The following is a 13186-nucleotide window of genomic DNA, read 5'->3' on the forward strand; positions in this document are numbered from 1 at the left end:
CGTGACATGCGCAACGAGGGACTGGGGTCGTGGCCCGCACGCCGGGCCCGCAAGACCCCCCACCGCACCGCCCTGATCCACGGCGAGTCGTCCACGGACTACGGCACGCTCCACACCCGCACCACACGCCTCGCCCACGCCCTGCGCGACCGGGGCGTGCGCCGCGGCGACCGCATCGCCTACCTCGGCCCGAACCACCCGTCCTACCTGGAGACCCTGTTCGCGGCCGGCACGCTCGGCGCGGTCTTCGTCCCGCTCAACATCCGCCTCGCCGGCCCCGAGATCGCCTACCAACTCGCCGACTCCGGCGCGAAGGCCCTCGTCTACGGCCCCTCGCACGCCGGACTCGTCGCCGGGCTGCCGGGCAGCACCGACGTCCGTACGTACATCGAAGTGGGCGCCGAATACGAGGGCGCGCTCGCCTCGGCCGCCGAGGAGCCGATCGACGCGCCGGTCAGCGCGGACGACACCTGCATCATCATGTACACCTCGGGGACGACAGGCCGCCCCAAGGGCGCGATGCTCACCCACGGCAACCTGACCTGGAACGCGATCAACGTCCTGATCGACCATGACCTGATCGCCGACGAACGCGCCCTGGTCTCCGCGCCGTTGTTCCACACGGCGGGCCTGAACATGCTGACCCTGCCGGTCCTGCTGAAGGGCGGCACCTGCGTACTGGTCGAGGCCTTCGACCCGAACGCCACCTTCGACCTGATCGAACGGCACCGGATCACCTTCATGTTCGGCGTCCCCGCGATGTTCGACCAGGTGGCCCGGCACCCGCGCTGGGCGCAGGCCGACCTGTCCTCGCTGCGGATCCTCACCTGCGGCGGCTCCCCGGTCCCGACCCAGCTGATCGCCGCTTACCAGAAGCGCGGGCTGACCTTCCTCCAGGGCTACGGCATGACGGAGGCGGCCCCGGGGACGCTGTTCCTGGACGCCGAGCACGCGGTGAGCAAGGCGGGTTCGGCGGGCGTACCGCACTTCTTCAGCGACGTACGCGTCGTGGGGCCGGACCTCGCACCGGTGGAGACCGGCGAAACCGGCGAGGTCATGGTCCGCGGACCCCATGTCATGCCCGGCTACTGGGGCCTGCCCGAGGAGACGGCCGCCTCCTTCGCCGACGGCTGGTTCCGCAGCGGGGACGCGGCCCGCGTCGACGAGGACGGGTACGTCTTCATCGTCGACCGCATCAAGGACATGATCATCTCCGGCGGCGAGAACATCTACCCCGCCGAGATCGAGGACCTGCTCCTCGCCCACCCGGACATAGTCGAGTGCGCGGTGATCGGGGTGCCGGACGACAAGTGGGGCGAGGTGCCGCGCGCGGTCGTGGTCCCACGCGAGGGCGCCGCGCTCGATCCGGACGAGGTCCTCGCCTCCCTCTCCGGACGGCTCGCCAAGTACAAGATCCCGAAATCGGTGGTGCTCGCGGACGAACTCCCGCGCACCGCCTCAGGAAAACTCCTCAAGTCCCGAGTCCGTACCCGGTACGGCAAGAGTTAAGGAACCCCATGAGCATCACCGTGAACGGCCTCGACGAACTGAAGAAGCTCGCGGGCAGCGACCTTGGCACCAGCGAGTGGATCGAGATCACCCAGGAGCGGATCAACACGTTCGCCGACGCCACGGGCGACCACCAGTGGATCCACGTGGACCCGCAGAAGGCGGCCGAGGGCCCGTTTGGCGCCCCCATAGCCCACGGCTACCTCACCCTCTCCCTCTTCATCCCCCTCTTCACCGAGCTGCTGGACGTCCAGGGCGTCACCACGAAGGTCAACTACGGCCTGAACAAGGTGCGTTTCCCCTCCCCGGTCAAGGTCGGCTCGCGCATACGGCTGGTCGGCAGGCTCGCCGAGGTGGACGAGGTGCCCGGCGGGGTGCAGATCACCGTCGACGGCACGATCGAGGTCGAGGGCGGGGGGAAGCCGGCGGCGGTGCTGCAGAGCCTGTCGCGGTTCTACGCCTGAGCCCGGACGGCGATTCGCCCGGCGGAGCACCCCACACACCATGAGCCCGTCTCCGTTCAGGTCGTCCTGCACGGAGGCGAGCCCCTTCCGGCAGGGCAGGTCATTTACCCGGAGGTGTCGTGGAGTCGTCGTTCCGGGTCCGCACCGCGACCAGGTCGAGCAGGCGCCCCGCGGCCTCGTCCGCGAGCGGTGTGAGCCCGGTGTGCACCGCCCGGAAGGTCTTCTCGGCTCCCTCCGCGGGCCAGTCGTCCGGCAGGTGCTTGACCGGCAGCCGTGGGTCCTGGCGGATGACCCGCAGCCACTCCGCCTGCAGCCGCAGCCGCAGCGCGAGGGCGTCGTCGGCCTCCGGCAGCTCGGTCTGCCAGGGTTGCCAACGGCTCGCGAACGACTCGTAGCGCGCCGCCAGTTCGGCCAGTTCCCAGGTCTCCTCGATCATCGCGCCGATGTCCATACCGGCGTCGGCGTGCGCGCGGAACACCTTCACATGGGCGGACAGGCCGAGCTCGGCCACCAGCGACGACACATCGACCTCGCCCGGCGCGATCCACAGGCCGCTGAACAGCGGGCCGAAGCCGTTCCACGTCAGCTTGGAGCGCAGGTCGTGGCGCTGGCGCTGCCAGGACTCCGGGAGGGAGAAGCCGAGCAGGGTCCAGCTGCCGTCCCAGTGCCGGTTGACGGCGCCGGTCTGCCAGATGCGGTGCTCGCCGTCGCGCAGGACCGTCTCCGAATGCTCGGTCAGGCCGAAGTACATGCGGCGGCCCTCGCGCTGGCGGCGCAGCAGACCGCGGTTCACCATCCGGGTCAGCGTCGAGCGGGTCGCCTGCTCGCCGACGCCCACGCGTGCGAAGACGCCGATGACGCTGCCCGAGTACACACAGACGTCCCGCCCGAGCACCTGGTCGCCCAGGAACGTCAGCATGAGGGACTGGGGCCGCAGCGCCTCTTCACCGGTCACGCGGCCCACGGTACCTCTCGTCGATCAGTCCGTGACCTGCCCGTACGAGGAGACGGCCGTCGCCACCGCGCACACGCCGGGCGGGATCATCTGCGTGCGCAGGGTGCCGCTGTTCACGTCGTAGTCGACGCCCTCCGCCTCGAAAGTGCCCGAGCACACGCTGCGCTGCGGCAGGGCGAAGAGGCTGCTCACCGTGCCGGTGATCGGCTGACCGTCCACCTTGCGCTCCAGATCCACCTGCAGCAGCGGGCGGATCTCCGGGAAGAGCGTCCCCGAGCCGTCGTTCGAGGCGCACACCAGCCGGGTGTCCGTCACGAAGTCGCAGCCCTGGATGTCGCGCACCGGCCTGTCCAGGGTGATCTGCCAGGCCTCCTTCAGATCCCCGCCCGTCGGGGGCGTGGCCGGGTTCAGCAGGGGAGCGGGGAAGACCTGGAGTCTCTTCTGCTCCCCCCACTCACCCGACACCAGCCACTGGCCGTCGGGTGAGACGGTGGCGAAGGAGTTGTTCAGCTTCTCGCCCGGATTGAGCCGGTGGACGTACTCGTAGCGCTTCCCGGCCGGTGTCGTCACCGCGAACATCTTGGACGTGGCCGTGTCCGGGCCCTGGTAGGCGTCGAAGGTGTGACCGCGTGCGATGTCCGGGTCGCCGACGTGGTTCCAGCCCTTGATCCGCAGGTCCAGAGGGATGGAGGCGAGCCCGCGGTACAGCAGTGAGCCGTCCGCGCGGCTCGCCAGGCCCTGCCCGCCGCCCAGCGTGTCCGTGTACGCCGTGCCGGTGTTCACCCAGTGCGGATCGCCGGCGGCGGACGCGGTGCCCGCGCCGAGCGCGACGGCAGCCAATAAGCAGACCGGGGTGCGGAGATGACGCTTCATCAGGCTCCTGACACGTCGACGAACACGGGGTTCGAATAGAACCACGTATCGGCCCACGGGTCACCGTTTCCGGGCTCGTGCGGGATCGGCCCGTGCGGGTCGACCGACGCGCCGAGGTAACCCGAGCCGTGGCGGTTGCCGTCGCTGCCGCGCAGCCGGACGTAGAAGGACTCGTCCCCGGCGGTCAGCGGAATGCGCAGGGTGTAGGTGCCCTTGCGGCCGCTCACGTCCTTCGTCTGCACGACCTTGGTGTCCGGTGCCTGCCAGGTGTCCCGGTCGGTCACCGGGCCGCGCACAGCACCCCGGACGACGTCCACGTGCGCCAACTCGGGGAGGATTCCCTGGGGGTTGGGCCGGGAGGCGGTGGTGACCGTCACGTACAGCGTGAGCTTCTCGCCCTTGCGTACGCGCAGCCGGCCGCCCAGTGTGACGCCCCGGCCGAGGTCGCAGTCGCGCTTCAGGCGGACGTCGAGGCCGTCGAGCAGATGCCCGTGGTCGAGCCAGACCCGGCCCGCGCGCAGGCCCGCCATCACCGCGCGGTAGCCGTAGCGGGTGACGCCGACGTGGGTGCGGCTGAACTGGCCCGGCCAGAAGTCGCTGCCCGGCTGCGGGGTGGCGGTGTCGACCGGGTCCGGCAGCTTGCCGGTGTTGTCGAAGTTCTGGCCCGCGGGCCAGTCGCCGTTCTTCCAGGTGTCGAAGACGATGCGGTGGGCGTCGGAGTTCGTGGTGATCGAGAACAGGCTGCCTTCGGCCAGCATCGAGTCCCACAGACCGCCGACCGTCGCCGTCGCCCAGTCGAAACCGCCGTACGTCAGATAGGCGTCCGCCGGATAGCCGGCCCAGGACTGGGCCGACGGCTTGTTCTCGTACTCGCCGCGGATCGAGGTCGTACCGCGCCAGCCGGGGATGGCCGCGCCCTGGGCGCCGGGTGCGCCCTCCATGCCGATCATGATCTCGGGGGCCGCGTCCCGCCAGGCGCGCATCTCGTGCGGGGAGTCGATGCCGAGGCGCATCGGGTGGTTGGCGAGGACGAGCACGTCGTCGACGTAGCCGGTGCGGCGCTGCTCGGCCAGCCACTGGATGGCCTTGACGGCGTGGGCCTCGTTGCGGGCGGTGTCCGTGCCGGCCGCGGAGCCGTCGGTGTAGCCGAGCAGCTTGCCGTCGTAGGCGCTCTCGAACTGCGTGAGCAGGTCGACCTCGTGCGCGCCGGGTGCCGCGAAGACCGTGCAGTGCTCGGCGGCCGGGATGTACCACTCCAGGCCCTGGAAGATCAGCTGGCGCGGGTTCTCGGCGCGCGCCTTGAGGATCTCCTCGTGCTCCAGCGGGGCGCCGTACCGAGCATGCCCGAAGTTGGAGTGCTCGGTGAACACCATCCAGTCCAGCCCGTACTTGGCGCCCGCGGCGGCCAGTTGGGAGAACGTGTACTTGGCGTCGTGGCTGTAGACGGAGTGGATGTGGTGGTCGCCGACGAGGTAGGCGAGGCGGGGGTCGTCGCCTCCCAGCCGGCGGTCGGCCGGGGCCGCGGCCGCTGTCGCGGGTACGGCCGCGGAGCCGAGCGCGAAGGCGGCGCCGAACAGGCCGGCGCGGCGCAGGAGCCCGCGGCGGGAGACGCCCTGGGCGTCCAGGAAGGCGGGGGCGACGGACGGGTCGGCCCAGGTGGGGAGCTGCTGCTCGGTCATGGTGGTCCTCGGAGCGCGTCGGTGAAGCTCGGTGAAGGGCCTCAGTGGGTCATGAAGGACTTGACGGGCAGCGCCCGCGCCACGATCCGGACGTCGCCGAGGCGGCCGTACAGGATCTGGTCGATCTTGCCGCCGTACTCGTAGCCGCCGAGGAGCCAGGGCAGGCCGACGGAGGTGATGCCGACCGCGGACGCCTTCGGATTGCGGACCACCGGGCACCCCTCGACGTACATCGTGGTGTGCTCGCCGTCGTTGACGACCGCGAGGTGCCACCAGGTCTCCAGCGGGGTCTCCTGAGCCCAGTTGGTGGCGATGCCCTGCTGGTTCAGCGGGCGCATCGCCCACTGCGGCTCGCGGTCGTTCGACAGGGAGAGCGTGGCGAGCGGCTCGTCCGGGTCGTCGGCGGTCTTGCCGGCGGCACCGCCCGTGCCCGTCCGGCTGACCAGGCCCGACCAGGCGTTGTGCGAGGGGTCCCAGTCGGCCGGGAGGCGGTAGAACGCCTCGACGGTGTAACCGTCCCGGAACGTCGCCGAGTTGAGCGGTGCCCCGTCGACCGTACGCAGATACGCCCCCTTCAGCGGGGACTTGAAACCCTGGAACTCCAGGCTGCCGTGGCCGGGCTGATCGGGGTGGTGATCGGCGGACCAGCCCAGCTTGCCGCCGCCCACGGTGACGAGCGTGAGGTCGTTGCCGCGTCCGGACAGGTCGCGGACCGTGCTGCCTTCCACCGGCTGCTCGAATCGCCAGTACGCCACCGTGCCCGGGATCAGCATCCGCGACGCGGGGCGCGCCGGACGTGCGGGCACCGGGTCGAAGCCGGCGAAGCGGTCGGCGAAGTCGATCTCGACGCTGAACCGGTCGGCGTCACCGCTGAGTTCGATCTCCTGCCGCTCCAGCTCGTTGAGCCCCTTGGCGGCCCGGCCCAGGATCCACGGGGAGACCGTCTCCACGTCGATGACGTTCCGGTCGAGGTCGAAGCGGTACAGGCGGATCATCGCCGCGCCGCCGAAGTATCGGTTCTGGTAGTTCGTCAGATGCAGGTGTACGTCGTTGCCCGCCGCGTTCTTGCGGGTCGCCCGGCCGGCGGGCCAGTAGTGCCCGTTGAGGGTGAGGAAGATCTGGTCGTGGTCCTCGATGAGCTGGTCCCACAGCTGCTGCCCGTACGCCGACAGGGAGTCGTCCTCGACGACCAGCTCGTGCGTGGTGAGCACGACCGGCGTCTTCGGGTGCCGGGCGAGGACGTCCTTGGCCCACGCGTAGCCCTTCGCCGACAGCCGCCAGTCCAGCGCGAGCACCATCCACTCACGGCCGGCGGCCTTGAACAGGTGGAAGCTGTTGTAGCCGTCGGGGGAGGCGCCCCCGAACGTCTTCTTCTCCTGGAACCGCTTGGGCCCGAAGGCGTCCAGATACGGCGTCGTACCGCGCTGGTCGTCCGTCGACGACTTCACGTCGTGGTTGCCGGCGAGGACGCTGTAGCCCACGCCCCGCCGGTCCAGGAGCCGGAACGCCTCACTGATCGCGGCGACTTCGGGCTGGGTGCCGTTCTGGGTGAGGTCGCCGAGGTGGGACAGGAAGACGATGTTCTCCTTGCGGCCGTGCTCCAGCAGATAGCGCAGGGACGCCTCGACCGGCGCCTTGTCGATGCTCGGGCCGTCGAAGAGGTACTGGGTGTCGGGCATCACGGCGAGCGTGAAGCGACGGCTGTCCGAGTCGGGCCGCCAGTCGTCCGCGGATGCCGCTTCGGCCACGGTCGGCAGCGCGACCGAGGCGGTGGCAGCGGCGCCGATCAGTGCCGTGGCCCGCAGGAAACTGCGTCTTGCGGCGCCGGCCTGCGCGGCCTCGCCCTGGTCGTGCGCATGCGAAGTGCACATGGGTGCTCCATGAAGAGTGGGAGAGGGAGGAAGTCCAAAGGAAGTTCAGAGGACGCGCAGGGTCCAGCTCCAGCGGTGGACGCCCGGTGCGACGCGGTAGGAGGGGAAGGTGTCCGGGCCGCACGACGCCGTGCCGAGGCCGCGGTGCGCCGCGTCGATGTGGACCACGCAGCCGGGGCGCGGCACCAGTTCGTCGTGGTGCGTGACGGCGGTCAGGTCCTCGGCGCGGTAGCGGGTGACGGAGACCTGGCGCGGCTCGTCCAGCACCACAGCGAGGCCGGTGGCGTCCGGCGCGGACAGCGTGAACCGCCGTACGCCGTGGCGGCCGCCGCTCTCCTGGGGGCGCAGGTAAGGGGTGAACAGGCCGTCGACGGGGACGGAGTGGTGGCCGACCGGCGCCCCCGCGCTGCGGTCGGGATACGACTCCCACGGCCCCTGCCCGAACCAGTCCAGCAGGTCGAGCCCCGCGATCGTCTCGAAGACCGTGCCGACTCGCGCCACGTCGTCGAACGCCTCCGGAAGCTCGGCCTCCTCCTCGACGCGGACGCCACCCGCGACGGGTGTGAGCACCTGCCGGTGCCGTACGACACCGGCCGCTCCCGCGTACTCGGCCTCCACCGTCACACGTCCGGCGTCCTCGCGCACCGACACGACCTTGCGCACCAGGGCATCGAGCCCCCAGCTCCGCCAGCGCTGCGCCATGCCGCCCAGCTCGTCGTTGTCGGTGGGCGCCCGCCACAGCGACAGGGCCGGGGCGGCCGTCAGCAGCGGATGGACGAGGAGCCCCTCGTCGTCGACCTCGACGGAACCCGCGGCCTCGACGGAACCCGCGGCCTCGATGGAACCCGCGGCCGCCAAGGAACCCGCCGCGACCGGCTCCTGGGGCACATCGGCCGCCCGCAGCAGCACCTGCGGCACGCACACCTCCGTGCCGCGCGGCGCCCACGGCAGGTCTTGCGCCGTCGTCACCCGCAGCGTCAGCCACGCCTCGCCGCCGTCCTCCGGCAGCGCGAACGGCAGCGGCACCGCCGCCGTCTCACCCGGGCACAGCTCGGGCAGTTCGGCCGGCGCGGTCAGCGTGCGACCGTCCTCCAGCGACAGCACCCATACGGCGGCCAGCCAGTCGAAGCCGCGGAAGTGCTGGTGGTTGGTCAGGACGACGCCCTCGTGCCGGAAGCACTCGATGCGCACCGGCGCCGCGATCTCCCGGTGCTCGTACATCGCCGGCTTGGGCGTGCGGTCGGGAAACACCACGCCGTCCGCGATGAACGCGCCGTCATGGATCGTCTCGCCGAAGTCACCGCCGTACGCCCAGCGATACCCGGGCGCGGCGACACCGTTGTCATAGAGCCCGGCGCCCCCACGCCCGACCGGTCTTCCGTCGTTCACGTGTTGCAGAATCCCGTGGTCCCAGAACTCCCAGATGAACCCGCCCTGAAGACCCGGGGTGGCCTCGATGGCAGCCCAGTGGTCGGCCAGCGTGCCGTTGCTGTTGCCCATGGCGTGCGAGTACTCGCACTGGATGAGCGGCTTGGTCTGCGCACCCGACAACGCGTGGGCGACGCAGTCCTCCAGCGGCGCGTACATCGGGCAGGCGATGTCGGAGGCGAGCTCCGGGTCCGCCCAGCCGAGTTTGGCCGCCCCCTCGTACTGGATCGGCCGGGTCGGGTCGTGCCTACGTACCCAACCGGCCGCCGCGTCGTGATTGGCACCGTAGTCGGACTCGTTGCCCAGCGACCAGATGATGACCGACGGGTGGTTCTTGTCGCGCAGCACCATCCGTGAGACCCGGTCCACGAAGGCGTTCAGATAGCGCGGGTCGTCGGCGATCTCGTGGGCGTGGTCATGGGACTCGATGTCCGCCTCGTCGACGACGTAGAACCCGAGCTCGTCGGCGAGGTCGTACAGCGTCGGGTCGTTCGGGTAGTGGGCGGTGCGGATCGCGTTGAAGCCGAACCGCTTGAGCAGGACCAGGTCCGCGCGCATGTCGTCGTACGACACCGTCCGGCCCGTCAGTGGATGGAAGTCGTGCCGGTTCACGCCCCGGATGAAGACCCGCTCGCCGTTGACCAGAAGGTCCCGGCCGACGATCTCGACGTCCCGGAAGCCGATCCGGTGGCGGGAGGTGTCGGCGACCGTGCCGTCCGCGCGGTGCAGGCGGACGGTCAGGCCGTACAGCTCGGGCGTCTCCGCGTTCCAGGTGCGCACCTCGGGGACGGTGGTCAGCAGCCGTGCCTCGCCGAGGAAGTCGGAGACGCGCTCGTCCTCGACGTTCGCGCGGTCGAACTCCGCGTCCTGCGCGAGTGGTTGTCCGTCCAGCTCGCCGGCGAGGTACCACCCGTCGGGCAGTGCACCGCCCGCGTCCCGGACCCGGCAGTCGACCCGCAGTTCACCGCTGTACGCCGCCCGCACGGTCACGTCCGCGAGGTGGAGGGGATCCGTCGCGTACAGCAGCACCGAGCGGGTGATCCCGCCGTGCCACCACTGGTCCTGGTCCTCGATGTGCGAGGCGTCGGACCATTTGACGACGGTGAGCCGCAGGGTCGCGGGCGAGCCGGGGCGGACCACCCCCGTGAGGTCGAACTCGGCGGCCAGATGGGAGTCCTTGGAGATGCCCACCGGCCGCCCGTCCACGTGCACCAGCAGCACGCTCTCGGCGGCCCCGACCTGGAGCACGATCCGGCGTCCGGCCCACTCGGCGGGGATGTCCACCTCGCGCTCGTACACGCCCGTCGGGTTGGCGGCGGGGGAGTGGGGCGGGTACTCGGGGAAGGGCATTTGGACGTTGGTGTACTGCGGCAGGTCGTCCGTGTCCTGCATGGTCCAGACGCCGGGGACGTGCGACGAGGACCAGGGACCGTCGACCGGCGCGTCCGGAGCGGACAGCAACTGGAAGCGCCAGTCGCCGTCCAGGGGGAGTGCTCCGGAGCGCCGGTCGACGGCGTTCATGGGCAGCCGCCCCCAGGAGGTCACCTCGGGTGCCTCCCAGGGGCGCAGGGCGAGAAGTGCGTCGGTCATGACCCTTCCGAAGGGGGTGGTGACGTCGGTGACGTCGAGCCGGGCAGGATGCGGCCTTGGAGGTCCCAGGCGGGGTCGAGGGGGATGCCGAGGCGGTCCAGGACGGTGGGGGCGATGTCGATGAGGCGGGGCGTGTCCAGCCGGGTGCCGGCGGGCACGCCGGGCCCGGCGAGCACGACGAAGACCTCTCGCTCGGCACGCGTGTCGCCTCCGTGGCCGCCGGAGTCGAGATGTCCGTGGTCCGTGGTGACCAGCACGGTCCACTGCTCGTCCGCACGGGCGGGTTCGGAGCGTCGGGCGTCGATCGCCTCCAGCAGCCGCCCGAGGTGGGCGTCCTGCGTGAGCAGGGCCTGATCGTAGGCGGGGCTGAGGGGGCCGGTGGCGTGGCCGGCCTCGTCGGTGGCGCCGAAGTACACGAACACGACGTCTGGGTCGTGCTTGGTGAGCCAGCGTACGGCGGTGCGGGCGACGCGGCGGTCCGCGGTCTCGTAGCCGCGGGACTCGCCGTTGTGGCGCACACGTCGGCCGATGGCGCGGCCGAGGGTGCCGCGGCGGACCAGTGCCGGCCAGGACACCACGGCCGCCGTGCGCAGACCGGGCCGCGCGGTGCGGGCGCGGCTGAGGAAGTCGGGATAGCGGGAGTAGTCGGCGCCGGTGAAGTCGTTGCCGGTCACCCCGTGCCGGTCGGGCCACACCCCGGTCAGCACGCTCGACCAGCCGGGTCCGGAGTCGGTGTAGGCCATGCTGGTGGACGGCCCGCCGTCGGCCTGGCCGTCCACCTCGCCGTAGGGCAGCAGGCTGATCCCGACGGCACCCGCGGCCATCAGTCCGTGCAGCACGGGTGCGGTCGACGGCGAGCGCGTCAGCCGGTCGAAGCGCAGGCCGTCCATACCGACCACGAGCACCTTGCCGCGCCCGGACCGTCCCCCGCCGGCGGCATCCACCACGGCGCACCCCTCTCTCTCGACACCGGTTCAGCTGCCCTGTACCGCACCCTCGGTGGCGCCCGCGATGAACCCCCGCGCGAAGATCGTGAAGACCACGACCAGCGGGACGGCCGCCATGAGCACACCGGCCATGACCATGCTGTAGTCGGTGTTGTGGCCGAGGTTGAGCTGGGCCAGCTCGACCTGGAGCGTGACGTGGTCGGGGTTGGTGAGCACGATCAGCGGCCAGACGTAGTCGTTCCAGGCGTTGACGAAGGCGTAGATGGCGAGGAACGACAGTGCGGGCTTGATCATCGGCAGGGCGACGTTCCAGTACTGGCGGAAGAACCCGGCGCCGTCGATGCGCGCCGCGTCCAGCAGTTCGTCGGGCACACCGTTCTCGATGTACTGGCGCAGCCAGAAGATGCCGAAGGCGTTGGAGAGGGCGGGCCAGACCAGCGCCTTGAGCATGCCGACCCAGCCGAGCTCCGACATCAGGATGAACTGCGGCAGGACGGCCAGCTGGAGCGGCAGCATCATGAACACCAGCAGCGTGCCGAAGAGCACTTTGCGCCCGGGGAAGTCGAACTTGGCGAAGGCGAAGGCCGCCAGGGAGTCGATGAACAGCACCAGGACCGTGGTGACACACGCGACGACGAACGTGTTGAGCATCGACCCGAAGAAGTCGATGGTGTCGAGCACATGCCGGATGTTCTCCAGCAGATGGGAGCCGAACGTCAGCTTCGGCGGGCTCTGGTAGATGTCCTTGGTGGTGTTGGTCGCCATCACGATCGTCCACAGGAACGGGAAGACCGAGATCAGGACGGCCAGGCCGAGGAGGATGTGCGCGGTCAGGCCCCTGGGACGCCGCAGCCGTCGCTTCGCACCCGTGGCCGGCTGTGTCGTGGCAGCTGCCGTCATGACTTCCTCCCTCGTTGCACGATGCGCCAGTTGACGACGACTAGCACGATGATCAGTACGAAGAAGGCCCACACGATGGCCGCGCCGTAGCCGTAGTCGTTGTCGAGGAAGGCCGACTGGTAGAAGTACAGCAGCGTGGTCAGGCCGGCCTGGCCCGGGCCGCCCTGGTTCTGGTTGGCGGCGTTGCTGGCGAAGAGCACCTGGGGTTCGCTGAAGCTCTGCAGACCGTTGATCGTCGAGATGACGACGGTGAACAGGATGATGGGCCGCATGATCGGAATGGTGATCTGGAAGAAGGTCCGGATGGGTCCGGCGCCGTCCATCCTGGCCGCCTCGTAGATCGACTGCGGGATGGCCTGGAGGCCGGCCAGGTAGATGATCATGTTGTAGCCGGTCCACATCCAGGTCATCAACGCGGCGATCACGATTTTGATCAGCCACGGATTGCTCAGCCAGGGAACGGGCTGGATGCCGACCGTGCCCAGGATCGCGTTGACCAGACCGAAGTTGTTGCTGAACACCGCGCCGAAGAAGATCGCCACGGCGACGATCGACGTGACGTTCGGTACGTACAGGGCGATGCGGTAGAAGCCCTTGAAGCGGCGCACCGAGTGCAGCAGCGTCGCCAGCACCAGGGCGCCGAACAGCGTGGGGACGGTCGACAGGACCCAGATCAGCAGGGTGTTGCGGATCGACAGCCAGAAGACCGGGTCGTTCCAGAGGAACTCGTACTGCTGCAGGCCCACGAACTGCTTGGTGCCCAGGCCGTCGTAGCGCTGGAAGGACAGATACAGCGAATAGAAGACGGGGACGAACGAGAAGGCGAGGAAGACCAGGTAGAAGGGCGAGATCGCCAGGTACTGCCGCCGTCACGCACCGCCAGACCATGGGCCTCGCCGATCGCACTGCGGACGACGTCGATGATCTTCTCCGCCTCGCCTGCCGAGTCGGGGGCGATCTCGGCGACGAT

Annotated in this window: 10 protein-coding genes; 2 read left to right on the plus strand and 8 right to left on the minus strand. The window is 70.1% G+C overall.

Features of this window, described 5'->3' with window-relative positions; all coding sequences use genetic code 11:
- Positions 1-6 precede the first annotated feature (6 nt).
- A complete protein-coding gene (locus EHO50_RS30340) occupies positions 7-1509 on the plus strand; it encodes an acyl-CoA synthetase (protein ID WP_128434391.1) in 1503 nt (500 codons plus the stop codon).
- Positions 1510-1517: 8 nt separating this feature from the next.
- Positions 1518-1973: a MaoC family dehydratase gene (locus EHO50_RS30345; protein WP_128434392.1), complete on the plus strand. Its 456-nt coding sequence runs from the start codon at positions 1518-1520 to the stop codon at positions 1971-1973.
- 100 nt (positions 1974-2073) lie between these two features.
- Here the strand turns inward: EHO50_RS30345 and EHO50_RS30350 are convergent, their stop codons facing one another.
- The 8 genes from EHO50_RS30350 to EHO50_RS30385 are packed head-to-tail and all read right to left on the minus strand — an operon-like array spanning position 2074 to position 13073.
- On the minus strand, positions 2074-2928 hold the full coding sequence (locus EHO50_RS30350) for a PaaX family transcriptional regulator (RefSeq protein ID WP_128434393.1): 855 nt from the start codon (positions 2926-2928) through the stop codon (positions 2074-2076).
- 24 nt (positions 2929-2952) lie between these two features.
- Positions 2953-3801 carry a hypothetical protein gene (locus EHO50_RS30355; RefSeq protein WP_128434394.1) on the minus strand — a complete coding sequence of 283 codons (849 nt, stop codon included), beginning with the start codon at positions 3799-3801 and terminating at the stop codon, positions 2953-2955.
- Entirely contained in the window at positions 3801-5480 is a 1680-nt protein-coding gene (locus EHO50_RS30360) for a PHP domain-containing protein (protein ID WP_128434395.1), read from the minus strand. The genes EHO50_RS30355 and EHO50_RS30360 overlap by 1 nt, the downstream gene beginning before the upstream one ends.
- 41 nt (positions 5481-5521) lie before the next feature.
- Complete coding sequence (locus EHO50_RS30365) at positions 5522-7351, minus strand: LamG-like jellyroll fold domain-containing protein (protein WP_128434396.1); 1830 nt, start codon at positions 7349-7351, stop codon at positions 5522-5524.
- Positions 7352-7396: 45 nt separating this feature from the next.
- Entirely contained in the window at positions 7397-10369 is a 2973-nt protein-coding gene (locus tag EHO50_RS30370; RefSeq protein WP_128434397.1) for a glycoside hydrolase family 2 TIM barrel-domain containing protein, read from the minus strand.
- Entirely contained in the window at positions 10366-11316 is a 951-nt protein-coding gene (locus EHO50_RS30375; protein WP_425472283.1) for an alkaline phosphatase family protein, read from the minus strand. Before EHO50_RS30375 ends, EHO50_RS30370 begins: the two co-directional genes overlap by 4 nt.
- 27 nt (positions 11317-11343) lie before the next feature.
- A complete protein-coding gene (locus tag EHO50_RS30380; protein ID WP_128434398.1) occupies positions 11344-12216 on the minus strand; it encodes a carbohydrate ABC transporter permease in 873 nt (290 codons plus the stop codon).
- Entirely contained in the window at positions 12213-13073 is an 861-nt protein-coding gene (locus EHO50_RS30385) for a carbohydrate ABC transporter permease (RefSeq protein WP_128434399.1), read from the minus strand. The genes EHO50_RS30380 and EHO50_RS30385 overlap by 4 nt, the downstream gene beginning before the upstream one ends.
- Positions 13074-13186: the final 113 nt, after the last annotated feature.

Source organism: Streptomyces cyaneus, assembly GCF_004028635.1.
In the GTDB taxonomy this organism is placed as follows: Bacteria; Actinomycetota; Actinomycetes; order Streptomycetales; family Streptomycetaceae; genus Streptomyces; species Streptomyces cyaneus.